Source organism: Nocardia sp. NPDC058114 (assembly GCF_042884695.1).
In the GTDB taxonomy this organism is placed as follows: domain Bacteria; phylum Actinomycetota; class Actinomycetes; order Mycobacteriales; family Mycobacteriaceae; genus Nocardia.
In genome coordinates, this window is record NZ_JBHVTK010000001.1 from 978726 (window position 1) to 1002575 (window position 23850).

17 protein-coding genes are annotated in these 23850 nt (G+C 70.6%); 9 read left to right on the forward strand and 8 right to left on the reverse strand.

The window, feature by feature from the left end; genetic code table 11:
- Nucleotides 1-52 precede the first annotated feature (52 nt).
- The 4 genes from ACFVVI_RS04460 (at nucleotide 53) to ACFVVI_RS04475 (ending at nucleotide 3704) form a co-directional block, all read left to right on the forward strand.
- Complete coding sequence (locus ACFVVI_RS04460; RefSeq protein ID WP_387443159.1) at nucleotides 53-1540, forward strand: MFS transporter; 1488 nt, start codon at nucleotides 53-55, stop codon at nucleotides 1538-1540.
- Nucleotides 1541-1656: 116 nt separating this feature from the next.
- The gene (locus tag ACFVVI_RS04465) at nucleotides 1657-2307 is read left to right on the forward strand and encodes an urease accessory protein UreF (protein WP_379315714.1); all 651 of its coding nucleotides are present in this window, start codon (nucleotides 1657-1659) and stop codon (nucleotides 2305-2307) included.
- A 31-nt stretch (nucleotides 2308-2338) separates the two neighbouring features.
- A complete protein-coding gene (gene ureG, locus ACFVVI_RS04470; protein WP_378988366.1) occupies nucleotides 2339-3046 on the forward strand; it encodes an urease accessory protein UreG in 708 nt (235 codons plus the stop codon).
- Complete coding sequence (locus ACFVVI_RS04475; RefSeq protein ID WP_387443163.1) at nucleotides 3036-3704, forward strand: urease accessory protein UreD; 669 nt, start codon at nucleotides 3036-3038, stop codon at nucleotides 3702-3704. Before ureG ends, ACFVVI_RS04475 begins: the two co-directional genes overlap by 11 nt.
- Nucleotides 3705-3765: 61 nt before the next feature.
- Here ACFVVI_RS04475 and ACFVVI_RS04480 read toward each other — a convergent pair whose 3' ends face one another.
- The 4 genes from ACFVVI_RS04480 to ACFVVI_RS04495 form a co-directional block, all read right to left on the reverse strand.
- Entirely contained in the window at nucleotides 3766-4545 is a 780-nt protein-coding gene (locus tag ACFVVI_RS04480) for a hypothetical protein (protein ID WP_387443165.1), read from the reverse strand.
- Between the two features lie 205 nt (nucleotides 4546-4750).
- Nucleotides 4751-6172 carry an NAD(P)/FAD-dependent oxidoreductase gene (locus ACFVVI_RS04485; protein WP_378988360.1) on the reverse strand — a complete coding sequence of 474 codons (1422 nt, stop codon included), beginning with the start codon at nucleotides 6170-6172 and terminating at the stop codon, nucleotides 4751-4753.
- 158 nt (nucleotides 6173-6330) lie between these two features.
- A complete protein-coding gene (locus tag ACFVVI_RS04490) occupies nucleotides 6331-7215 on the reverse strand; it encodes a tat pathway signal sequence (protein ID WP_378988357.1) in 885 nt (294 codons plus the stop codon).
- Nucleotides 7216-7345: 130 nt separating this feature from the next.
- Complete coding sequence (locus tag ACFVVI_RS04495; RefSeq protein ID WP_101467248.1) at nucleotides 7346-7552, reverse strand: hypothetical protein; 207 nt, start codon at nucleotides 7550-7552, stop codon at nucleotides 7346-7348.
- Nucleotides 7553-7741: 189 nt separating this feature from the next.
- Here ACFVVI_RS04495 and recC point away from each other — a divergent pair, with 189 nt between their 5' ends.
- Genes recC through recD form a run of 3 tightly spaced genes read left to right on the forward strand, consistent with a single transcriptional unit; the run spans nucleotide 7742 to nucleotide 16481 of the window.
- On the forward strand, nucleotides 7742-11191 hold the full coding sequence (gene recC / locus ACFVVI_RS04500) for an exodeoxyribonuclease V subunit gamma (RefSeq protein WP_387443167.1): 3450 nt from the start codon (nucleotides 7742-7744) through the stop codon (nucleotides 11189-11191).
- Nucleotides 11188-14550 (forward strand): UvrD-helicase domain-containing protein, encoded by a 3363-nt coding sequence (locus ACFVVI_RS04505; protein ID WP_387443169.1) that lies wholly within the window; start codon nucleotides 11188-11190, stop codon nucleotides 14548-14550. Before recC ends, ACFVVI_RS04505 begins: the two co-directional genes overlap by 4 nt.
- Entirely contained in the window at nucleotides 14547-16481 is a 1935-nt protein-coding gene (gene recD, locus ACFVVI_RS04510) for an exodeoxyribonuclease V subunit alpha (RefSeq protein WP_387443171.1), read from the forward strand. Before ACFVVI_RS04505 ends, recD begins: the two co-directional genes overlap by 4 nt.
- A 49-nt stretch (nucleotides 16482-16530) precedes the next feature.
- On the opposite strand, the gene ACFVVI_RS04515 is transcribed toward recD, so the two are convergent.
- The 3 genes from ACFVVI_RS04515 to ACFVVI_RS04525 all read right to left on the reverse strand — a co-directional run bounded on the left by ACFVVI_RS04515 (nucleotide 16531) and on the right by ACFVVI_RS04525 (nucleotide 20267).
- The gene (locus ACFVVI_RS04515) at nucleotides 16531-18459 is read right to left on the reverse strand and encodes a DUF4153 domain-containing protein (RefSeq protein WP_387443174.1); all 1929 of its coding nucleotides are present in this window, start codon (nucleotides 18457-18459) and stop codon (nucleotides 16531-16533) included.
- 72 nt (nucleotides 18460-18531) lie between these two features.
- Entirely contained in the window at nucleotides 18532-19569 is a 1038-nt protein-coding gene (locus ACFVVI_RS04520; RefSeq protein WP_387443176.1) for an ATP-binding protein, read from the reverse strand.
- Entirely contained in the window at nucleotides 19566-20267 is a 702-nt protein-coding gene (locus tag ACFVVI_RS04525) for a response regulator (RefSeq protein WP_378656277.1), read from the reverse strand. The genes ACFVVI_RS04520 and ACFVVI_RS04525 overlap by 4 nt, the downstream gene beginning before the upstream one ends.
- 262 nt (nucleotides 20268-20529) lie before the next feature.
- Here ACFVVI_RS04525 and ACFVVI_RS04530 point away from each other — a divergent pair, with 262 nt between their 5' ends.
- Nucleotides 20530-21447: a DMT family transporter gene (locus tag ACFVVI_RS04530; protein WP_387443178.1), complete on the forward strand. Its 918-nt coding sequence runs from the start codon at nucleotides 20530-20532 to the stop codon at nucleotides 21445-21447.
- On the opposite strand, the gene ACFVVI_RS04535 is transcribed toward ACFVVI_RS04530, so the two are convergent.
- The gene (locus tag ACFVVI_RS04535; protein WP_378988336.1) at nucleotides 21421-22101 is read right to left on the reverse strand and encodes a TetR/AcrR family transcriptional regulator; all 681 of its coding nucleotides are present in this window, start codon (nucleotides 22099-22101) and stop codon (nucleotides 21421-21423) included. The two genes, ACFVVI_RS04530 and ACFVVI_RS04535, sit on opposite strands and share 27 nt — an antisense overlap.
- 147 nt (nucleotides 22102-22248) lie before the next feature.
- On the opposite strand from ACFVVI_RS04535, the gene ACFVVI_RS04540 reads away from it, so the two are divergent.
- Nucleotides 22249-23823, forward strand: coding sequence for a succinic semialdehyde dehydrogenase (locus ACFVVI_RS04540; protein ID WP_379311977.1), 1575 nt, complete (start codon nucleotides 22249-22251; stop codon nucleotides 23821-23823).
- Nucleotides 23824-23850: the final 27 nt, after the last annotated feature.

Sequence of the window (23850 nt, forward strand, 5' to 3'; positions counted from 1 at the left end):
CTGTACCCAGCTCGCGCGTACGGCGTACGCACAACCTCGGAAGGATGTCGGAATGACGAAGCTGGAACCGGCGGTGCCCACCGCAGTCGCCGGTGGACGCCGCGCATGGCTCGGATTGGGCGTGCTGCTGCTGCCGGTGCTGCTGGTGTCGATGGACATCTCGGTGCTCTTCCTTGCCATGCCGACCCTCACGGCCGACCTGGATCCCACCGCGTCGCAACAACTCTGGATCCTCGATATCTACGGGTTCATGCTCGCCGGTCTGCTCATCACCATGGGCAACCTCGGCGACCGGATCGGCCGACGCAACATCCTGCTCGCCGGCGCCGCCATCTTCGGCGTCGCGTCGGTGCTCGCCGCGTTCGCCCCCACCGCGCCGATCCTCATCGCGGCCCGCGTACTCATGGGCATCGGCGGGGCGACGCTGTTGCCGTCGAGCCTGGCGCTGATCTCCACCCTGTTCCCCGACACCCGGCAACGAGCCACCGCGATCGGCATCTGGACCGCGTTCTTCGCCGGTGGTTCGGCGGTCGGGCCGATCATCGGCGGTGTCCTGCTGCACCACTTCTGGTGGGGCTCGGTATTCCTGATCAACATCCCGGTCCTGGCGATCCTGCTGATCTTCGGGCCGATCCTGCTGCCCGAACATCGCTCCGCGGCCCTGGGGCCGATCGATCTGCCCAGTGTCGCGCTGTCGATCGGCGGCATCCTGCCGTTGATCTACGGCATCAAACACATCGCCGCCGAAGGCCTGGACGCGGTGTCGCTGGTGATCGCGATGATCGGCGTCGGGCTGCTCGTGCTGTTCGTGCGCAGGCAGCGTCATCTCGCGGAACCGCTACTCGACCTGTCGTTGTTCACGCGGCCGCTGTTCCGGGTGGCGATCGGGGCCAGCATGGCGGGCATGATGTCGCTCGCCGCGCTGAGCTACCTGACCAGCATCTACCTGCAGTCGGTCACCGGGCGTGACCCGCTGGCCGCCGCGCTGCTCGGCATTCCGATGGCGATCGCGGTGTTCGTGTGCTCGATGAGCGGCGCGCGCCTGGGGCTGCGGCTCGGCGTGCGGGCGACGTTCACGCTCGCGCTGCTGCTGTCGGCGATCGGCAACCTGATGTTGCTCGGCGTCGGTGTCGACGGCGGCCTCGGCTGGTACATCGCGGGCTCGGTGATCGCCGGTATCGGGTACGGCTTCTCGTTCACCCTGGTGTCGGATGTCGCGGTGTCGGCGGTGCCGGCCGAGCGGGCGGGTTCGGCGGTCGGGATCTCCGAAACGAGTTTCGAACTCGGCAACGCGCTCGGTCTCGCCCTGCTCGGCTCGGTGGCCGCGCTGGTGTTCCGTTCCGGCGGCGACTTCGGCGAGACCCTGGGCGACACCCTCCTGGAGTCCGCCGGCGACGACGGGCTGATCCACGCGGCCCGCGAATCCTTCGTCAGCGGCATGCACGTCGCTACCGCGGGCGGCGCACTGCTGCTGATCGCGATGGCGGTACTGGCCTGGCGCTCTGCCCGCACCGGCTCGGCGGCCACCGAGGCGCGCTGAAGCACCCGCGGCTGATCGGCGAGCACGACCACCGGCCGGGGTGATGACCGCCACGGTGTGCCGTATTGATCGCCCTCACCGGGCAGACGTCCAGGTTCGTTGCATAGGATCGGCGGATGCGAAACGAGGGTGCGACAGGACTGGCGACCTTGCTCGCCCTGGCCGATTCGCGCCTGCCCATCGGTGGACACGTGCACTCCGGCGGCGTCGAGGAAGCGGTGTCGTCGGGGTTGCTGCGCGACAACGCGAGCGTGGAGCTGTATCTGCGGCGCCGGATTTCCACCTCGGGACTGGTCACGGCATCGCTGGCCGCCGCGGTGTGCGGCGGGGTGCTCACGCCCGAACGCGCCGAGCTCGAAGCCGACGCTCGTACGCCGTCACCCGCCGCGCGAACGGCGTCGCGCGCGCAAGGCCGTGGGCTGCTCCGCCTGGCCAAACAGCTGTGGCCGCACCATGATTGGGCCGCGGTAGGCCCGCGCCCGCATCTGTCGACGGTGTTCGGCATGGTCGGCGCCGCGAGCGGAGCGAGCACCGAACAGCTGGCGGGCGTGGTCGTCTACACGACGCTCACCGGCGCCGCCACCGCCGCGCAACGACTGCTCGCCCTCGATCCCGCGGCCATCGCCGCGAGCACCGTGCGCCTGGCGCCGCTGTGCGACCGGATCGCCGCCGAGGCCGCCGTCGGCCTCGCCGCCCTGTCCGATCCGCTGCAGGACGCGCTCGCCGAACGTCACCTCCATCGCGACATGCCGTTGTTCGCGTCCTGACCCCCGTGATTCCGAGAAGAATGGAGCCCCCATGCCTCCCCATCTGATCGATGGCGAACCGCACGATCACAGCCACGACCGGCCCAAGCGCAACCGCACGGCTGGTGAAGCGCTGCGCATCGGCATCGGTGGACCCGTCGGCTCCGGCAAGACCGCGCTGGTGGCGGCCCTGTGCAGGCAGCTGCGCGACGAGCTGTCCCTCGCCGTGCTGACCAACGACATCTACACCACCGAGGACGCGGACTTCCTGCGCCGCCACGCCGTGCTGCCCGACGAGCGGATCACCGCCGTGCAGACCGGTGGCTGCCCGCACACCGCCATCCGCGACGACATCACCGCCAACCTCGACGCCATCGACGATCTCGTCGCGGCCAATCCGCCGCTGGACCTGATCCTGGTGGAATCCGGCGGCGACAATCTCACGGCCACCTTCTCGTCCGGTCTGATCGATGTGCAGATCTTCGTCGTCGACGTGGCAGGCGGCGACAAGGTGCCGCGCAAGGGCGGCCCCGGCGTCACCTTCTCCGACCTGCTCGTGGTGAACAAGACCGACCTCGCCCCGCTGGTCGGCGCCGACCTCGGTGTGATGGAGCGCGACGCCGCCAAGGTCCGCGACGGCCGCCCCACCGCCCTGGTCTCGCTCACCGACGACCCGGCCGCCACCCCGGTCCTGGCCTGGGTGCGCGAGCAGCTGCGGGTCGCCGCCGACCAGGACGCGGCCACCGGCGTTGCGCACTGAACTGAGCATCGTCGCCGCACCGGGCAGGCTGCCCCGCATCGACGCGATCGGCGGCCTGGCCGGGCGGCACACCGGTATCGACACCGTGCACCTGATCGGTACCGCGGCGACCCCGCTCGGCGGGGACGAACTCGACATCACCATCGTCGTGCGCGCAGGCGCGCGGCTGGTGGTTCGTTCGGTGGCGGCGACGATCGCCCTGCCGGGCACGGGCACCATGGTGTCGCACGCGCACTGGCGTTTCGACATCGGCGAAGGCGCCGAACTGGATTTCGATCCGGAACCCACGATCGTGGCCGGTGGCGCGCACCATCATGTGGTGACCACGGTCCAGGTGGCGCCCGACGCGCGGCTGCGGCTGCGGGAACGGGTGCAGGTGGGCCGCAGCGGCGAGGACGGCGGTGGGTGGCGCGGTGATCTGCTGGCCGACCTGGGCGAGGCGCCGTTGCTTCGGCACCGGCTCGAGCTCGGAGCGGGTTCGTCGACCGACGATCGGCTGAGCGGGGCCCGTGCACTCGACAGCGAATTGGTCTACCCGGACCATCGTCCTGCCTGGTCGGGCAGCGTGGACGAGGTTCGGCTCCCGCTGGCCGCGGGCGGCTCGCTCGCCACCCGCTCGAGCAGCCGCCTGCGCGCGCTCGCGTTCACGCCCGGATAGCTCACGAAAAGGCGGTGGGAGCCGGGCAGCAAAAGCCCGACTCCCACCGCTGGGAATTCGATCAAGCGTTGACGAGCTCGGCGTCGCTGTCGGCGGCCTCGGGGGCCATCCCCCGCGGCGGCGCGAGGAAACCGCTCGCCGCACCCACCGCCGCACCGATACCGGCGCCGACGACCGTGACGGGGATCGACACGGCCATGTACGCGGCCATGCCGCCCAGGATCGGACCCGCGACCAAACCGATCGGCACGAACGGGATTCCGGCGACGAGCCCCGCCAACGCGCCACCCGTGCTCGCCATCATCGCGAACGGGATCGCCACGGTGGAACCGACCGCCGCACCCCTGGCCGCCGAACCGAGGGTCTCGGACGCGATCCGGTCCGAGCGGCTGCGCTCGAGCCCGACCGAGTCGAGGAACGTCGCCAGGTTCGCCTCGGTGTTGGCCGCGGCGTCGTTGATCTGGATCGAGGTGTCCACCGGCACGAAGTCCGGCACCGGAACCTGCTGGTCACCGAAGCGGAACTGGCCCGGCGGCGGCAGGATCGGCGGCACCGGCGCGACCGCGGTCGGTGCGTGCAGCGGTCCCACCGGGGACAGGTAATCCATTTCCGGCCCCGTCCGCGACCACTGCAGCGAGCTGCGGGTGTTCGCGGGCATCGGCTGCCCCACGTACGGGGTGGCGTTGGGCGCCACCGCGTCGAACTCCGGTCCGGCCTGATGCTCGGGCTGGGTCACCGCCGCCTGCGCGGGATCGGCATTCGCGGTGCCCGTGCCGATCAGGGCCATGACCAGGGGTACCGCTCCGGCTGCGACGACCGAACCTACCTTCTGTCGCTGCAAGTTCGGCGCCCTGTGTTTCCCCGTCGCCATAGATCACCTTTCATCCTGGGGATTGGTCACACATATGACCTCCGACATTCGGACCGGTGCCCGACTCGGATGGGTCCGAAACGTCGGCAACCCGCAACAGCGGTCGGGGGAAAGGCAACTGGCACGAGAAAGGCCGGGTGGTTCGACGGAACCACCCGGCCTTCGTAGAGCTGTGTCAGCCGATCTTGCGCTGCTCCGCGGTGAGCGGTTCGGCGGTGGCGGGCGGCGCGCCCACGTCGGCCGCGAGTTCCTTGGCCTCCGCCTGATCGGCGTTGACCTCCTCGATCGCGAGCCGCGCGAAGATCCACTGCTCGGTCGCCGCCATCTGACCGCGGTTGCGGCCGAGGAACGACACGAACCAGCCGATCACCGTGACGATTCGGCTGCGGTAGCCGACCAGGTAATACAGGTGCAGGGCCAGCCAGGCGAGCCAGGCGAGGAACCCGCTGAACTCGAGCTTGCCGATCTGGCAGACGGCGTCGAACCGCGAGATCGTGGCCATCGAGCCCTTGTTGAAGTACTTGAACGGCTTGCGCTCCTGCGGCGTCTGACCGTGCAGCCCGGCCTTGATCGCCTTGGCCGCGTAGGTCGAACCCTGGATGGCACCCTGTGCCTGCCCCGGCACACCGGGCACCGACATCAGGTCGCCCACCACGAACACGTTCGGATGGCCCTTGACGGTGAGGTCGGGCTCCACGATGACGCGCCCCGCCCGGTCCACCTCGGTGCCCTCGGATCGTTCGGCGATCATCTTGCCCAGCGGGCTGGCCTGCACGCCCGCCGACCACACCTTGCACACGGCCTCGATGCGGCGGGTGCTGCCGTCGGCGTCCTTGACGATCACGCCGTGCGCGTCGACATCGGTCACCATGGCGTTGAGCTGGATCTCCACACCCATCTTCTCGAGCCGCTTGGCCGCCTTGGCGCCCAGCTTGGGACCCATCGGGCCGAGCACCGCGCCGGCGCCCTCGAGCAGGATGACGCGCGCGTCGCGGGGATCGATGGTGCGGAAGGTGCCGTCGAGGGTCCGGTCGGCGAGCTCGGCGATCTGTCCCGCCAGCTCCACCCCGGTCGGGCCCGCGCCGACGACGATGAACGTCATCAGCCGGTCACGCTCTTCCTGGGTGGTGGCCAGCTCCGCCTGTTCGAAGGAGCCGAGGATGCGCGCGCGCAACTCGAGCGCGTCGTCGATGGTCTTCATGCCGGGCGCGTAAGTGGCGAAGTGGTCGTTGCCGAAGTACGACTGCTGGGCGCCGGTGGCGACGATCAGGCTGTCGTAGGTGGTTTCGGTGTCGCGGTTGAGTAGTCGCGAGGTGACCTTCTTGTTCGCCAGGTCCACGTCGACGACGTCACCGAGCAGCACCTGCGCGTTCTTCTGCTTGCGCAGCACCAGCCGCGTGGCCGGGGCGATCTCGCCGGTCGAGAGGATGCCGGTGGCCACCTGGTACAGCAGCGGCTGGAACAGGTGGGTCGACGTTTTCGAGATGAGCGTGACGTCGACATCGGCTCGGCGCAGGTGCCGGGTGCCGAACAAACCGCCGAACCCGGAACCGATCACCACTACGTGGTGCCGCTTCCCGACAGACTCAGTGCTCATCGTCGCGCTCCTCGACAGACTGGGGTGGGCCCCGCGGTGGTAATGACAGGGGTAACCGTAGTCGGCTCCGGTTGTGACGTCGCAACAAGAACCCGATCGCGGCGTGTGACGCGGTATCTCATCGAAACGACACGATCGACAATACGGGATGCGCCGAGTCAGCGACCTGCGAGAAGGATCTCGGCGACCCGGGTGTCGGTCTCGGCGCCGTCGGTGTATCCGCCTGCTCCGCCGAGCGCGTTCATGATCGACAGCGTGTACCGCTCACCGGCGCCCGCGACGCCGACCGAGTTGACCACCCAGCCGTCGGCTTCGGCCGACCAGCCGTTCTTCAGGCCGGGTCGCATCGAGGCACCCGCGCCCCACACGCCCCAGTGCTGATTGGAGTCGACCGAGCGCATCCGGTCGAGCAGGTAGGCGAGATCGTCGGGGTGCATGGTGTCGAGGATGGTGTTCATCAGCCGATCCAGGTCGGCGGCCGTGCACTTCTGGAACGACCAGTCCGGGAACAGCGCGGTCGTGGTCGGCTGCGGGATCAGGCTCACCATGCCGTAGGCGCGGAACGCGTTGTTGTAGGCCATCCGGTCGAAGCCGATGTACTTCTGCCACAGCACGTCGGTGGCGTGGTCGTTGGAGGTGGCCAGCATCGCTTCGATGTTGAAGCGGTCGTCGGGGGACAGGCCGATGGCGCCGACGCGGGCCCGGTTGAGCAGGTCGGCGGCGATGGCCAGCTTGATCGTGGATGCGGTCCAGACCTGGTTCTCGGCGTGTTCGTTGGCGTAGATGCCACCGGTCTTGCGGTCACGCAGCACGTAGCCGACCACACCGGGACGGCCGGCGAGATAGGCGTCGGCCCGGGCGATCCGGGAGCTCAGGTCGGCGTCGAATCCAGGCACCGACACCTGGGTCAGCGCGGGCGGCGCGGCATGAGCCGGGCCGGTGAGAACAGGGACGCCCGGAGTGAGGGCGGCCGCGGCGGCGAGGAGGCAGGCAGTTGCTGCGACTCGGGAAACGACACGGGTGGAGGGGGAACGGTCACGCACGATGGACCACACTCGCACACCGGGCGCCGCAATGCACTACTTCACCCCAAATCCGGCATCAGGCGCGACAACGCTGCCGAGACGCACGGTTGCCGTCTCTCAGGGTTGTTGCGGCACAGCGCAATTGCTGTCAGTGATGTGCGGCGTGCGGAGTGGCGATGGTGCAGCCGTTGAGGCGATGGCAGTGCTCGAACGCTTCGCCGTGCCGGTCCAGCGGCCACGAATGCAGCACCTGATCAGGCCCGTAGCGCCGGGAATTGATCAGCTCCCAGCGCCCGCCCACTCGACGGACGATGAAGCCGCCACCGGGAACCAGGGGAAACACCTGCGCGATCATGAAACGAAACCAGCCTTTCGCCCGCGGCCGTACTGTCCCACCCGAACCGCCACGATCCCACGCCCGGCGCCGAGGGCGCCGCAGGCGGGGCCGGGACATCCTGCGGTGTGGCGTATTTCACTAGCCCGGTGCAGTGGTGGTCGCGGGGCCGCGCGATTGCGGGTCGGTCGCTGGGCGTATAAACAACGGATGCCGTTGCACCTCCATCGCGCCGAACGCGCCGACGCGCTGGCCGACGGACTGGGGCGTTTGCTGGGTGAGATTCCCGCCGATCCTTTCGCCACGGAAGTGGTCGCGGTTCCGGCCAAGGGGGTGGAGCGCTGGCTGGCGCAACGGTTGTCGGGTGTGCTCGGAGTCGCCGGCGCCGGCGACGGGGTGGCCGCGAATATCGCGTTTCCCGCGCCTGCGGCCCTGGTGGCCGAGGTGCTGGCCGGTGCGAGTGGGGTCGCGCCCACCGACGATCCGTGGGCGGGTCAGCGACTGGTGTGGACGCTGCTGCGGGTGATCGACGAGGTCGCCGACCAGCCGTGGGCGGCCGTCCTGGCTCGGCATCTCGGCCTGCCCGGTACCGATCACCGTCTCGGCAGGCGCTACTCCACGGCCGCCCACCTCGCGGCCCTCTTCGACTCCTATGCCGCGCAACGCCCGCAGGTCCTGCTCGACTGGGCGGCGGGCGCGGACACCGACGGCGCGGGCGGGCCGGTGCCCGACGACCTCGCCTGGCAACCGCGGTTGTGGCGCGCCCTGCGCACCGCCGTGGGCGCCCCGAGCCCGGCCGAACGGCTCGCCGATGCCTGTGCCCACCTGCGCGCCGAACCCGCCTCGATCGACCTGCCCGAGCGGCTCTCCCTGTTCGGGCTCACCCGTCTGCCCGCCGATCAGCTGGCCGTGGTCACCGCGCTCGCCGCCCACCGCGAAGTTCACCTCTGGTCGGCGCACCCGAGTCCGGCGATGTGGGCCGCGCTCGGCCGGGTAGCCGTCGGCATCGCGGTGAACGAGGACGCGTCCGTACCCGCGGAGGGTCGCCTCGGCGAATGGGCTGTCGGGGGCGACGGCGCGGCCGACCCGGGCGACAACGCCGTGCGCGCTGATCGCCGTGCGAACGACGCGGCCGTCCGCCCCCGCGCGGACGACCACACCGCGGATCTGGTGTCCCACCCGCTGCTCTCGGGGCTGGCCCGGGATGTGCGGGAATTGGAGCAGCGCCTGAACCCGGTGCTGGACAGCGATATCCACCTCGCCGGCGAGATGGCCGCGCCCACCCTGCTCGGTGCCGTGCAGACCGCTGTTCGCGCGGACCGCGTCCCCGGGATCGGCGCGGTGCCGGACGGCAGCGTCGAGATCCACGCGTGCCACGGCCCGGCGCGGCAGGTGGAAGTGCTGCGGGATCTGCTGCTGAGCACGTTCGCGGCGGATCCGGCGCTCGAGCCGCGTGACGTGCTGATCATGTGCCCGGATGTGGAGGCGTTCGCGCCCCTGGTGCGGGCGGCGTTCGGCCAGCGCGGGTCCGGAGTGGATCTGCCGGTCGACGGTGAACACCCGGCGCATCAGTTGCGGGTGCGGCTCGCTGATCGCGGGCGGGCGGTGACCAACCCGATGCTGTCGGTGGTGATCGAACTGCTCGAACTGGCCGACGGACGCGTCACGGTGACGCAGGTGCTCGACCTGGCGGCGAGCGAAACCGTCCGCCGCCGTTGCGGTTTCGACGACGACGACATCGAACGGCTGCGCGAGTGGGCGGCCGAATCAGGCGCGCGATGGGGGATCGGGCAGCGTCAACGCGAGGCGTTCGGGCTCGCCGATTTCGCCCAGAACACCCTCAACGCCGCGGTGGACCGCATCCTGCTCGGTGTCACCGCCGACGAATCCGGCGACGACTGGCTCGATCTGGCGTTGCCGCTCGATGATGTCGACTCCAACGACGTCGACCTCGCCGGCCGCTTCGCCGAGTTCATCGACCGCCTCGCGGTGTGCCTGCGCGACCTGCGCGGCCCGCGCCCCGCCGCCGAATGGACCGCGGTGCTGCTGCGCGCGGTCGAGCTGCTCACCGACGTGCCCACCGCGCACGCCTGGATCCGCACCGAAGCGCGCCGTGAGATCGTGGCCGCCACCGAACACGCGGGCGACACCCCGCTGCGCCTCGCCGACGTGGCGGTCCTGCTGACCAGCCGCCTGGCGGGCGGCCCCGGCCGCGCGAACTTCCGCACCGGCGAACTCACCGTGTGCACGCTCGTGCCGATGCGGTCGGTGCCCCACCGTGTCGTGGTACTGCTCGGCCTCGACGACGACGTCTTCCCGCGTCCCGGCAGCGTCGACGGTGACGATCTGCTGGCCCGGAACCCGCTGGTCGGCGAACGCGATGCGCGCAGCGAAGACCGGCAACTCCTCCTCGACGCCATCATGGCCGCGGGGGACAGGCTGCTGATCCTGCACACCGGTGCGGACCCGGTCACCGGTGCCGCCCGTCCGCCCGCTGTCCCCGTCGCCGAGCTGCTCGACGTGCTCGCCACCCATGTGGGTCCGGCGGCCATGGACGCCGTCCACCTTCGCCATCCCCTGCAGGCTTTCGACCGGCGCAATTTCGCCCCCGAGAAGCCACGCAGCTTCGACACCGTCGCCTTGGCCGGTGCCCGCGCCGCCGCGCGCCCGTCCCGGCCGCGTCCACCGCTGCTCACGGCGGCGCTGCCACCCGCTCCCATCGCGGATGTCGCACTGGCGGAACTGATCTCGTTCGCCGAACACCCGGTGCGCGCGTTCCTGTGGCAGCGCCTCGGCCTGCGGGTACCCGAGGAATCCGAGGACATCGCCGATCAGCTCCCGATCGAACTCGACGGCCTGGCCAAGTGGGACCTCGGCGAACGCATGCTGTCGGCGCGCCTCACCGGCGCCGACCCGGCCGGGCTGCGGGCCGCCGAATGGCGCCGGGGCACCCTGCCCCCCTTCGGTTTCGGGGCCAGGGTGCTCGACGAAGTGGAGGGCACCGTCGACACCCTCGTGCGGACCGCGCTGCCCGATTACGAGGCGCCCCCGCGCGCCGTCGACATCGCCGTCGACCTCGGCAACGGCCGCACCCTCGCGGGCACCGTGCCCGAGGTTCGCGGCGAAACGCTGGTGCGTACCACCTACTCGCGGCTCGCGCCGAAACACCGGCTCGCGTCCTGGGTGTCGCTGCTCGCCCTCGCCGCCACCGAAGACCGCTCGTGGCAGGCGATCAGCACGGGGCGGGGGCAATTCCGCAGCAGGCCGGTGGCCAGATCGGTGATCACCGCACCCGAAGCGCCTGCCGCACTGGCGATCCTGCGTGATCTGGTCCGGTTGCGCGACGAGGGGCTATGCGAACCGCTGCCCTGCGCGCCCGCCGCCACCGCGGCCTACGCCGAGCGCCGCTTCCGCGGGGACAGCGTCGCCGACGCCCTGCTCGCCGCCGAACACGCCTTCGACGGTGGCCCCAACGGCCCCGACAAGTTCGGCGACCACACCGACCGCTACCTGCGCTACGTCTGGGGCCGCGCACCCCGATTCGCCGGTCTCGCCACCGAAACCAGCCGGCCGGGCGAGCCGGAGAGCACCCACTTCGGTGCCCTCGCGCGCCGCTGGTGGGCGCCGCTGCTCGCCGCCGAAAGTCAGGGACAGCCGTGACGGGAACCGTCTCGGCGCCGACCGCCTTCGATGCCACCGGTCCGCTGCCGCAGGGCACCACGGTGCTCGAGGCCAGCGCGGGCACCGGCAAAACGCACGCGATCGTCGGGCTCGCCGTCCGCTATGTCGCCGAGGCGGGCATCGCGATCACCGAACTGCTCCTCGTCACGTTCAGCCGCGCCGCCACCCAGGAATTGCGCGAACGCACCAGGGACCGTTTCGTCACGGTGGCGACCGCCCTGGCCGATCCCGATACCGCACGGCACCATCAGGACGAGCTCGTCCGCGCGATGGCCGACACCGACCCCGCCACGGTGCGCTCGCGCAGGCACCGATTGCTCACCGCCCTGGCCGATTTCGACGCGGGCACGATCGCCACCACCCACTCGTTCTGCCAGCGGATGCTCGACGAACTCGGCCTGGCCGGCGAACACGATCCCGGCGCTCGGCTGGTCGAATCTGTGGACGAACTGGTCGGCACCGTCGCCGACGACCTGTATCTGGCCCGCTACGCCCGCGACCGCGCCCCGTTCACCCTGCGCGATGCCCACACCCTGGCACTGGCGGCCGTCCACGACCGGCACGCCGACCTCGCCCCGCGCACCGATGGTGCGGCGGGGGAGCGGGTCGCCTTCGCGAGTGCCGTGCGGGCCGAGACCGAACGACGCAAACGCCGTGCGGGACTGCGTGATTTCGACGATCTGCTGGTCCTGCTGCACGACGTGCTGGCCGACGCCGACCACGGGCCGCGCGCCCGCGCCCGGATCAGGCAGCGCTACCGGGTCGCGCTGGTCGACGAGTTCCAGGACACCGATCCGTTGCAGTGGGACATCCTGCGCCTGGCCTTCCACCAGCACGCCACTCTCGTCCTGGTCGGCGACCCGAAACAAGCCATCTACGCCTTCCGTGGCGCCGAAGTGCTCAGCTACCTCGACGCCGTGGCGCTGGCCGATCGACGCAGCGAGCTCACCCGCAACTGGCGCAGCGACGCCGGATTGCTGCGCGCCATCGACCACCTGTGTGGCGGTGCGGAATTGGGTCATCCCGAGATCAGCGTCTACCCGGTCACGCCGACGCGGCCGATGACCCGTCTGCACGGTGAGCCGGACGTCATCGCCCCGCTGCGACTCCGGGTGCTCCCACGGACGGGGGCCGGACCGCGCAATCGGTCGGGGTTCCCGTCGGTGGGCAGGCAGCGGGCCAAGGTGGCTGACGACCTGGCCGCCGATATCGTCACCCTGCTCGAATCCGGTACCACCATCGACGCCAAACCTGTACGCGGCGGGGATCAATCGCTGCGCGAGGTCGGCGACGGCCGGGTGCGCAGGCCGATCGGGCCGGGCGATATCGCGGTACTGGTGCGCACCCGCTCCCAGATCGATGTGGTGCGCGCGGCGCTGGACCGGGTCGGGGTGGCCTCCGTCCTCGCCGGTGGCACCAGTGTCTTCGCGACCGTCGCCGCGACCGATTGGCTGTGGGTGCTGCGGGCCCTGGAACAACCGCATCGTGGTGACCGGGTGCGGCTGGCCGCGTGCACACCGATCCTGGGGGTGAGCGCCGCCGAGATCGACGCGGGCGGTGCGGATCTCGTCGGCCGGGTGTCCACCCAGTTGCGTGACGCCGCGCGCTTGTTCGCGCGCGCCGGATTCGCCGCCGTGTTCGACAAGCTCGCCACCGAGACCGACCTCGCGCCCCGCCTGCTGGCGGTGGACAACGGCGAACGCGAACTCACCGACCTGCGCCATCTCGCGCAGTTGCTCGACGAGGTGGCACTGGCCGAGGGGCTCGGCCTGACCGCGCTCACCCGCTGGCTCGCCGACCGTGTGCGCGAGCCGGAGGCCGGTAGCGTCAGCGGCCGCAGTCGCCGCCTCGATCGAGACGCGGCGGCCGTGCAGATCGCCACCGTGCACGCCAGCAAAGGCCTCGAGTTTCCGATCGTCTACCTGCCTTTCACCTGGGACAGCGCCAAGAATCCGTATCCGGCGACGCTGCTGTTCCACGACGACAACGGCACCAGGGTGCTCGATATCGGCGGCAAGGAGGCGCCCGGGTACGGCGAGCGCCAGTTGCGGTGTGAGGCCGAGGAATCGGGGGAGGAACTGCGGCTGCTGTATGTGGCGCTGACCCGGGCGATGTGCCAGATCGTCGCGTGGTGGGCGCCGGCGGTGACCACCGGCGCCGCGCCGCTGCACCGGATGATGCTGGGCAGGCGCCCGGGATCGGCGCAGGTACCGCGCCGGGCCGAGATTCCCGCCGATACCGCTGCGGCGCAACGGATTTCCGAATGGGCCGCGTCCGCATCGGAGGTGATCTCGGTGACCGTGGTCGACCGTCCCGAGGATGTGGCGCCCCGGCGAGTACGCTCCGAGCTACCGACCGGCGAGCTGGCGGCCGCGGGGTTCACCCGCGCGCTCGACCAGCAGTGGCGGCGCACGTCGTATTCGGCGCTCACCGCGGGCGCGCACGACGCCCCTGGCGTGGCCGACGAGGAACCCGAGGACGGTCCCGGCCCGGACGACGAGCCGACCGAGGCGCCGATCGACGCCCTGACCGGCAGCACGGCCGACCCGTCGCTGATGAACGACCTGCCCTACGGCGCCGAGTTCGGCACGCTGGTCCACGGCGTTCTCGAAACGGTCGACACCTCGGTGCCCGATCTCGCCGCCGAGGTCCACCAGCGCTGTGTCGAGGCGGTAGAGCACACGATGGCCGAGCTCGATGTCGATCTGCTCGCGACCGCGCTGCTCGAAGTTCTGCGTACCCCGGCCGATTTCGGGTCCCTGGCCGCGATCGCGACCCGTGACCGGCTCAACGAACTGGAATTCGAGCTCCCGCTCGGCGGTGGTGATTCACCCGGACCGCGCTCGGCCGGGATGCACGCCGTAGCCGCGCTGCTGCGTACCCACCTGCCCGCCGACGACGATCTCGCCGGTTACGCCGATCATGTTGCCGCACTACCGGATACGGTGCTGCGCGGCTATCTCACCGGCAGTATCGACGCGGTGCTGCGGGTGCCCGATGAGACGGGTGAGCTGCGCTATCTGATCGTCGACTACAAGACCAACCGGCTCGGGACCGGCGACCTCACCGTCGAGCACTATCGCCGCGACCACATGGTCGCGGAGATGATCCGCTCGCACTATCCACTGCAAGCGCTGCTGTATGCCGTGGCGCTGCACCGGTATCTGCGCTGGCGGCTGCCCGGTTACGACCCCGCTCGCCATCTCGGCGGCGCCCGATACCTGTTCGTGCGGGGCATGATCGGCGCGGCGACCCCACCGGGACACGGTGTCTTCGATTGGCATCCTTCGGCGGAACTCGTCGTCGCGCTGTCGGACCTCCTCGCGGGGCAGTCATGACGTCTATCCAGGTGGCGCAGCGAGGGACCGGGCTGTTGCGGGTCTTCAACGAAGCGGGAGTCCTGTCGGCGGCGGACGTGCACGTGGCGGTGCGGTTGGGTCGCATGGGGCGCGAGGACAGCGAGGACGTGTTGTTCGCGGCGGCGCTGGCCGTGCGCGCGGTGCGCTCGGGATCGGTGTGTCTCGAGTTGGCCCGGATGCGCGAGATCGGCATCGATGCCGACGAAACCCGTGACAGCGTCACGGGAATCGACCCCGCGACCCTGCCGTGGCCGGACACCGAGCGGGTGCTCACGGCCCTGCGTCGCAGTCCGCTGATCTGCGGTGGGCAGTCCGGTCCGCTGCGCCCGTTGCGGATCGTCGAAGCCGATGCCGAGGGTGGCGCGCTGCTCTACCTCGACCGGTACTACCAGCAGGAGCAGACCCTGCGACGAGTACTCACCGAGCGCAGTGCCGACCACCCTGTTATCGAGACCGAACTGGTACGCGCACAACTGGACCGGCTCTTCGCCGACCCGCTCGGCGCGGGTCCCGACCGGCAACGTCTGGCCGCTGCCCTCGCCGCGACCCACTGGACGACCGTCGTCGCCGGTGGACCCGGCACCGGCAAAACCCACACCATCGCCCGGATCCTGGCCCTGCTCACCGCCCATCGCGCCGCCTCGCCGAAGCTGCCCGCCTTGCGGATCGCGCTCGCGGCCCCCACGGGTAAAGCGGCGGCCCGCCTGCAGGAAGCGGTTCGCGAACAAGCCGCCGTCCTCGGCCTGCCCGAGCTCACCGCCTCGACCCTGCACCGCCTGCTGGGCTGGCAGCGCGGCCGCACCACCCGCTTCCGCCACCACGAGCACAACCGTCTGCCCTACGACGTCGTCGTGGTCGACGAGACCTCGATGGTGTCGCTGACGATGATGAGCCACCTGTTCTCCGCGCTGCGCCCGGATACTCGCCTCGTGCTCGTCGGCGACCCCGACCAGCTCGCCTCGGTCGACGCGGGCGCCGTGCTGGCCGACCTCGTGGCCGGGCCGGTGAGCGGCGCGCCCAATCCCGCGCTGCGCGAGGTGCTCGGCCTCCACGGCGATGTGGTACCCGGGACTCCCGAAGGATCGCCGGCCGATCCACCCGCGACGCAGGCACACTCGCTGACGGCACTCGAACAGCGGCGGTTGCAGGGCGGGATCGTCCGGTTGACCAGGGGACGGCGATTCGGCGGCCACATCGCCGATCTGGCGGTCGCCGTTCGCGCGGGTGATGCCGATGCGGCGCTGGCGATTCTGCGTGCGGGAGGCGACGATGTGTCGCTGTGCGGCCCCGACGATGTTCGCGCGGTGCGGGCGGACGTCACGACCGCTGCCCTCGCCGTCACGGCCGCCGCCGAGGCGGGTGATGCGATCGGCGCGCTGACCGCCCTCGAGTCGCATCGCCTGCTCTGCGCCCACCGCCAGGGTCCGTTCGGTGTGGAACGCTGGGACCGCATGGCAGCCGAGTGGGCCGCGGCAGGCGGCGCGGGACCCGAAGGGCCGCAATCGGTCTGGTACCCCGGCCAGCCGCTGCTGGTCACCGCCAACGACCACGAAGCCCGCATCTACAACGGTGACACCGGCGTCATCATCCGCCGCCCCGACGGCTCGCTGCGCGCCGCGCTTCAGCGCGGCAGCGAGCCCTACCTGGTTCACCCCACCCAATTCCCCGCTGTCGTCACGGTTTTCGCCATGACCATCCACCGTAGCCAGGGTAGCCAGTACGACACCGTCTCGGTCGTGCTGCCGGAACCCGAATCCACGCTGCTCACCAGGGAACTCCTCTACACGGCCATCACCAGGGCGCGCTCCCACGTCCGCGTCATCGGTACCGAGGACGCCATCCGCGCCGCGATCGGCCGCCGGGTCCTGCGAGCCAGCGGACTGTCCAGAACTGTTGCGCCGCAGGGGTAGTGAGTGATGACGCGCGGTCGCCCGTCACGGGCGACCGCGCCTGCGGTGGTCAGCGGGCTGCGCTGCGAGACCAGTTCCAGGACCACCAGTGGTCGGGCTCGAGGTCGTCGAGAACGGGGGTTTCGATCGGTGTCCGCAGGTGTGCGGGCAGCGGATCGAGGGCGGGAAGGATGTCGGGGGAAAGACTGCTCAGGTAGTCCGCGTCCAGGCGGCCGCTGGTCTGCCAGCGGTCGATATTACGTTCGGCGACAAGATATTCCGGGTTGATCACCGCGAGTGCGATGAGGGTGGCCAGCGCCGTGCCGATCGCGGCGCGCGGCACCCAGCTCCAGCGCAGTCGTGCAATGGCGGCCAGCACGAGAACGTAGACGAGGCCGACCCACAGCTCGCAGGTGGTCACCAGCAGGCGCAGCACGGTGAATCCGTAAGCCTGCTGGTAGGTCCACATCCGGCCCAGCGCGGAGCACACGATCACCAGCGCCAGCACGCTCACCGCGCTCAGCAGGACGCGCAGCGACCGGCGGTCGGCAGCGGTTTCCCGCACCGACCAGTGCAGTACCGCGAGGATCACGGCCAGCGTCAGAATGCTCACCGCCGACAACTGCCAGAAACCGCTGCGAGCGTATTCGGCGTAGGTCAGACCGGCGGTGCGCTGCACGTAATCGTCGCCACCGAACAGCGCGACGAACTGCGCGCCGACGAATACCGCGAACAACACGGTCAGTGCCCCGACCGGCAGCATCCACTCACTGCGTGACCACAGTCGCTGCGGCCGCACCGAATCCGTGGCGCGCGAAGGTGGCCCGGCAAGCACATACAGCGCTCCGAGCACACCTGCCGTGACGACAGCGAACAAGAAGATCCACTGCCACATCGCCGGGCCGTCCACGGTCGGGACGAGCCCGTTCAGTAGCTTGGCGAAGGTCGCGTCCGCCCCACCGAGCAGCGGCACGAACACCACCAGCAACGCCGCCGTCGCGGCCACCGAGATCCCGTACCGGCGGACACTCGAGGTCCCGACCGACCGCGACTCCCGCAGCCCCGAGAACGCCCACGGCACCGCCCCGAACGACGCCAACGGCACCGCGAACATGTCGTGCGCGATGCCACGCACACTGCGTCGTCCCAGCACCGCCAGCGACCCGGCGACACACGCCGCGAGCACACACAGCACGAACAGCCAGCCCGCCGCCCGCACCGTTCCGACTCCCAGCAGCACGATCGCGGCTGCCGCCCACCAGGCCCGATCGCCGATCGAGACAGCGCGGGAGGTTGCCACGACGTCGTCGGCGTCGGACGGTGCGAGTGCACCGGCATCTGAAAGTGGGAGTGGCTCAGCGGAATTCGTGCTGACTTCGCCGGCCGCAGACGGCACCGGCGTGGACGGAGCCGGCGCGGGTGATGTTTCGGCCGTCGGTGCGGAATCCGAGGTGGGCTCGGATGACGGACCGCCGGACCGGGCGCGATAGTCGACGACGCAGAGAGCTCCGGCGATGGCGGTTCCCGCGATCAGCCAGCCGATGCCGGGACGGTCGAGCGGGATCACCGTGGCGCCGATGATTCCGGCGAGTGCCGCGGCCGGGAGGACACCGGGTGGGCGCGCTACCCGCTGCCAGCGTGGGGGGACAGGGGGAATGGGCGGTGGCAGACTCGGCCACGCTGCGGTTCGTAGGTCGGCGGTCCCGGGCGGGGCGGCCAGCAATTTCGCGAACGAGACCGAGACGGGCGGCGCGGCCGGGTCCGGCGAGGTCTTGGTGAGCACAGCTGTCGCCTGAGTACCGGCGCCTGTCGCATCGCCGCCCACCTGGGGGTCTGCGTCGGTGCTGCCGGAGTCGGGCACGCCGCTCGCGACTGCCTCGCCCGTCGGGTCGGTCGTGGTTGTGGTTGTGGTCGTGTCGGCGGCTCGTGTCGCGGTGTGCTGGTTCTCGGCAGTGCCCTGATCGGGCGTCGGCGCCTCGGGTATCGGCTTGTCGGACATAGGTTCCCCTCCTGGAGGTGTGCGGATGCGTCCCGGGACCGAAGTGCCGGGTAGATGGTTTCGACGTAGAGGTCAGCCCGTGGGGAGGACGACGCGGATGCGGGAGCCGGGGTCGGCGACGGCGATGGTGCCGCCGTGCAGGTCGATCACCCAGCGGGCGATGGCCAGGCCGAGGCCGGTGCCGCCGCCGTCGGTGCGCCCGCCACGGGTGAAACGGTCGAAGACGGTGGCGCGCTCGGCTTGCGGGATGCCGGGGCCGTCGTCCTGGATCTCGAGGACGGTCCCCTCGGGGTGGGTCGACGCCCAGACCCGGACCTCGCCGCCGGACGGGCCGTGCCGGGCGGCATTGTCGAGCAGGTTGAACAGCACCTGGTGCAGACGGGCCCGGTCGGCGAACACGGTCGCGCAGCCGGGTTCGATCGCGGTGGTGAACCGGACACCACGACCGAGCGCGGCGGTCATCACCTCGGCTTCGGCGATCACCTCCGCCAAGAGTGGTGCCAGCGGCAGGTCTTCGCGATCCAGCGTGAACGCGCCCGCCTCGATGCTGGACAGGTCGAGCAGTTCCGAGACGAGCAGGCCGAGGCGTTCGGTCTGGGCCAGGGCGGTGCGCAGCGTCGCCGGGTCGGGTTCGCTCACCCCGTCGACCAGATTCTCCAGCACGGCGTGCAGTGCGGTCACCGGCGTGCGCAGCTCATGGGACACATTGGCGATGAGGTCGCGCCGTTGCCGGTCGGCGGCGGCCAGGTCGGCGGCCATCTGGTTGAAGGCGGTCGCGAGCTGCCCCACTTCGTCACGCGAAGAGGCCCGCACGCGAAAGCTGTAGTCGCCCTGGGTCATGCGCCGCGCGGCTGCGGTCATCTCGCGCAGCGGCCGGGTGATCCCGTGGGCGAGGAACTGCGAGGTGAGCAGCGCGATCCCGATCGCGGCCACCGTGGTACGCGGCGGCAGCCAGCCGATTTTCAGCCGGAAGTACCCGAACGCGACACCGCCCGAGCACAACATCAACACGGCCAGCTTGAGCTTGATCGACCGCAGCCGGTCCAGCGGCCGCGGCAGCACGTCGGCGATCCGGTCCATCAATTTCGTGGCGCGGTCGGCGGCAATCATCGCGCGTCCAGGGCGTATCCGACACCGTGCACGGTGCGGATGAGATCGGCACCGAGCTTGCGCCGCAACGCTTTCACGTGCGAATCCACCGCGCGCGTCCCCGCCGCGTCGGACCAGTCCCAGATGTCCTCGAGTAGTCGTTCCCTGGCCAGCACCGCCCTCGGACGTTGCGCGAGCCGGGTCAGCAGGTCGAATTCCAAGGGGGTGAGCCGTGCTTCGGTGTCGCCGCGCCATACCCGCCGTTCGGCGAGGTCTATCCGCAGATCGCCGACGACGATGCTGGTGTCGCCGCGCTCGGCGGCCCGATCCACCCGCCGCAACAGGGCGTGCACCCGGGCGGCGAGCACCCGCATCGAGAACGGCTTGGTGAGATAGTCGTCGGCGCCGACGCCGAGCCCGATGAGCTGGTCGGTCTCGTCGGTGCGCGCGGTGAGCATGAGGACGGGCACGTGGCGCTCGGCCTGGATCCGGCGACACACCTCCAGCCCGTCGAACCCCGGCAGCATCACGTCGAGAACCACCAGATCGGGTTCCCCCGCCAGCGCCGCCGCCACCGCGGCGGGCCCGTCGTGTGCCAGGTCGACGGTGAACCCTTCGGCCCGCAACCGCGCGGCCACGGACTCGGCGATCGTCACCTCGTCGTCGACCACCAGGATCCGGCGTGCCGCCTGTCCTGTCCCGCCCCCACTGTTGTCCATGGTGCGACCCTAGCGAGCGGGTGTGGAGGGTTGCGACGCCAAATGTGGAGATTCTGTGTGGAGTACACTCGCGACGTGCACGAGTGCTTCCGTTCCACCCCGCCGCCCGCCTCCTGAGCGAGGTGCCCCGCCGCGCTCGTCAGTAGCGCGCACCGGCCGAACCGGCCGCCCGTGGTTTCGCCGGGCCGACCCGTCGAGCCTGCTCACTCCAGCACCTCGCTTCTCGCGACCCCCTCACCTTCTGTCGCAGGAGCGCACATCCATGTCTGTTTCGCTGTCCGCCCGCACGGGCACAGCTGATCTCGTCGTCGCCGGAATCCTCTGGGGGACCGGCGGCCTGCTCGGCACCCTCGTCCAGCGATCGACCGGTCTGTCCCCGATCGCGGTCGCCACCGTGCGCCTTGCCGTCGGCGGGCTGCTGCTGGTGGGACTCTGCGTGCTCACCCGCCGGGCGATCCCGCGTGGTGCGCCGGCGTGGCGACGCATCGGCGCGATCGCCGTCCTGGCGCCGGTGTTCCAGGGCTGCTATTTCGGCGCGGTGGCACTGTCCTCGGTGAGCCTGGCGACGCTGATCACCATCGGGATGTCCCCGGTCGTCGTCGCCCTGGCCGAGTACCTCACCGGCAGGCGAGCTCTCGATCGCACCCGCGCCTGCGGCATCGCGCTCGCCCTCACCGGCCTCGCGCTGCTGGTCGGCGCACCCGGTGCGGACGGGTCGAGGGCGCTGTGGGGCGCGGCCATGGCGCTGGGTGCGGCCACCGCCTTCGCCGTGCTCACGGTGATCGCCGCGGTTCCGGTTCCCGAACTCGACCCCGTCACCGCTACCGGCGCCGGGTTCACCGCGGGCGCGATCCTGCTCGCCCTCCCGGCGGCCCTGACCAGCACCGCGATCGACCCGAATCTGCCCGGCATCCTCGGAGCTCTCGCGCTCGGGCTGTTTCCGACGGCCATCGCGTACACGCGCTACTTCCGCGGCCTCACCGCAGCGGGCGCGGGCACCGGCGCACTGCTGGCGCTGCTCGAACCGCTCACCGGCACGTTGCTGGCGGTGCTGTTCCTGGACGAGCGGCTCGGTCTCGTCGGCTGGTGCGGTGCGGCGCTGCTCTCGCTCGCCCTGGTCACCGCGGGACGCGCGGCCGGGGACCGCGCACCGCTACGGATCAGGGAACAGGCCGGGTAGTTCCATCGCGTAGGCGAGATCGTCGCGGGTGCCCAGGGTGACCAGCAGGACGCGAATCATGGTCACCCTGGCCTCGGACGCCAGCGCCGGATCGGGATCACTGCCCGGCTCGCTGCCCGCGGTGAGCCGGTAGACGATGTACTCGCACACGTGCAGCGCCGCGTCCAGGTCCAGCGGTGCGGGGACCGGCCGCCCGAGTTCGCCGAAAGTCTTGCGCACCAGGTCGCGAATGTCGTCGAGGGCGCGTTCGCGATAGCCCGACACCACCGAACCCGGATCGTGCAGCTCGGCGAACAGGGGCCGCAGCATCGGGCCGTGCCCGCGCGCCCAGTCCACATACGCGTCGATCAGCCGGATGCCCAGCTGGACCGGCTCGTCGGTGCCGGCGAGTGCCTCGCGGATGCCGCCGACGAGGCCGTCGTTGGACGCGTCGAGCACCGCGTGCAGCGGCTCGGACGCATTGCCGAAATAGCGGTAGAACGTGGGCCTGGCCAGCCCGGCCTCTTCGATGATCTGGGCGACGCTCAACCCGCGCGAACCGTTGCGGGTGAACACCGCGGCGGTCGCCTCGATGATCCGGGCGCGGACTTCCTCGGCCTGCTCCTGGGTCTGCGGCGGGCGCCCGCGACGCACCGTCGTCGCTTCCTCGGTCATCGCACCTCCCTCACAGCCGGTCCTCGCACACTGAAAGCTTGACACGAACCAGGGCGCTGGCATTAATCTAACACTAGTGTTCAGTAAATGAGCTGAACGTGCGCGACCCGTTCCGCGCGATCCATCTGTTGAGGAGAAGGGCCGACAATGACGACAGCCCCCGAGCTGACCGCCGAACCCACCGCGCTGCCCGCCGCGCTGGTCAAGCCCCTGTTCGAGCGCGGCGTCGCCGGTGGCGCGCCGTCGGTCGCGGTCTTCGCGCCTGCCACCGGCCACAAGATCGGCGACCTGCCGCAGTCCTCGGTCGCCGATATCGAGCGTGCCTTCGCGGTCGCCCGGCACGCGCAGCGCGACTGGGCCAAGGTCGCAGTGAAGCAGCGTGCCGAGATCGTGCGCCGCTTCCACGACATCGTGCTCGCCGAGCAGGACACCATCCTCGACATCGTGCAGACCGAAACCGGCAAGTCCCGGCCGCACGCCTTCGACGAGATCGCCGACGTCGCGCTGAACGCGCGCTACTACGCCACCGTCGCGCCCAAACTGCTCGCCGACCGCAAGCCGCGCGGCGTGCTGCCGGTACTCACCTCGGTCGAGGTGCACAACCGGCCCAAGGGCGTCGTCGCGGTCATCTCGCCGTGGAACTACCCCCTCGCGCTGGCGGCCTCCGACGCGCTGCCCGCCCTGATCGCGGGCAACGCGGTCATCGCGCGCCCCGACAACCAGACCGCGCTCACCGCGCTGTGGGCCATCGACGCCGCCGAGCGGGCCGGGCTGCCGCGCGGTCTGTGGCAGGCGGTGCTCGGCCGCGGCCGGGAGATCGGTGGCGAGGTGATCGCGCGCGCCGACTACGTCGACTACACCGGTTCCAGCGCCACCGGCCGAACCATCGCCCAGCAGGCCGGCGAGCGCCTGATCGGCTACTCCCTCGAGCTCGGCGGCAAGAACCCGCTGCTCGTACTGGCCGACGCCGATGTCTCCAAGGCCGCGAAACTGGCTGTGCGCGCGTGCTTCTCGTCGGCCGGTCAGCTGTGTGAGTCGATGGAGCGCATCTACGTCGACGCCACCGTGTACGACCAGTTCGTCGCGGAATTCGTCGGCAACGTCAAGAACATGTCGCTCGGCGGCGAGCTCGACTACAGCCGGGACATGGGTTCGCTGACCTTCCAGCGTCAGCTCGACACCGTCAGCGGGCACGTCGACGACGCGGTCGCCAAGGGCGCCAAGGTGCTCGCCGGTGGCCGTGCCCGCCCGGATCTCGGCCCGTACTTCTACGAGCCCACCGTGCTCGCCGACGTGGCGCCCGGCATGACGGTCTACCGCGAAGAGACCTTCGGCCCCGTCGTGTCGGTGTACAAGGTCGACTCCGACGAAGCCGCCGTCGAGGCGGCCAACGACACCGCCTACGGCCTCAACGCCAGCGTGTGGAGCCGGGACGTGAACCGCGGCAAGGAGATCGCCGCCCGGATCAACGCCGGCTCGGTGAATGTGAACGAGGGCTTCAGCGCCGCCTGGGGCAGCGTCGACGCGCCCTCGGGTGGTCTCGGCATCTCCGGCCAGGGGCGTCGCCACGGCCCCGAAGGGTTGCTGAAGTACATCGACACCCAGACCATCGCGGTCCAGCGAGTGCTGCCGATCGCGCCGCTGCCCGGCATGTCCGAGCAGATGTGGGCCAAGACGATGACGGTGGTTTTCGGAGTCATGAAGACGCTGCGTCAGAAGTAGACGCGGCAGAAGTAGCAACACGAGCAG

Bases quoted from the DNA above. Each gene is read 5' to 3' on its own strand.
- ACFVVI_RS04520 (WP_387443176.1), bottom strand. From the start codon at position 19,569: ATGATTGCCGCCGACCGCGCCACGAAATTGATGGACCGGATCGCCGAC.
- recC (WP_387443167.1), top strand. From the start codon at position 7,742: ATGCCGTTGCACCTCCATCGCGCCGAACGCGCCGACGCGCTGGCCGAC.
- ACFVVI_RS04460 (WP_387443159.1), top strand. From the start codon at position 53: ATGACGAAGCTGGAACCGGCGGTGCCCACCGCAGTCGCCGGTGGACGC.
- ACFVVI_RS04465 (WP_379315714.1), top strand. From the start codon at position 1,657: ATGCGAAACGAGGGTGCGACAGGACTGGCGACCTTGCTCGCCCTGGCC.
- ACFVVI_RS04540 (WP_379311977.1), top strand. From the start codon at position 22,249: ATGACGACAGCCCCCGAGCTGACCGCCGAACCCACCGCGCTGCCCGCC.
- ACFVVI_RS04535 (WP_378988336.1), bottom strand. From the start codon at position 22,101: ATGACCGAGGAAGCGACGACGGTGCGTCGCGGGCGCCCGCCGCAGACC.
- recD (WP_387443171.1), top strand. From the start codon at position 14,547: ATGACGTCTATCCAGGTGGCGCAGCGAGGGACCGGGCTGTTGCGGGTC.
- ACFVVI_RS04525 (WP_378656277.1), bottom strand. From the start codon at position 20,267: ATGGACAACAGTGGGGGCGGGACAGGACAGGCGGCACGCCGGATCCTG.
- ACFVVI_RS04515 (WP_387443174.1), bottom strand. From the start codon at position 18,459: ATGTCCGACAAGCCGATACCCGAGGCGCCGACGCCCGATCAGGGCACT.
- ureG (WP_378988366.1), top strand. From the start codon at position 2,339: ATGCCTCCCCATCTGATCGATGGCGAACCGCACGATCACAGCCACGAC.
- ACFVVI_RS04530 (WP_387443178.1), top strand. From the start codon at position 20,530: ATGTCTGTTTCGCTGTCCGCCCGCACGGGCACAGCTGATCTCGTCGTC.
- ACFVVI_RS04485 (WP_378988360.1), bottom strand. From the start codon at position 6,172: ATGAGCACTGAGTCTGTCGGGAAGCGGCACCACGTAGTGGTGATCGGT.
- ACFVVI_RS04495 (WP_101467248.1), bottom strand. From the start codon at position 7,552: ATGATCGCGCAGGTGTTTCCCCTGGTTCCCGGTGGCGGCTTCATCGTC.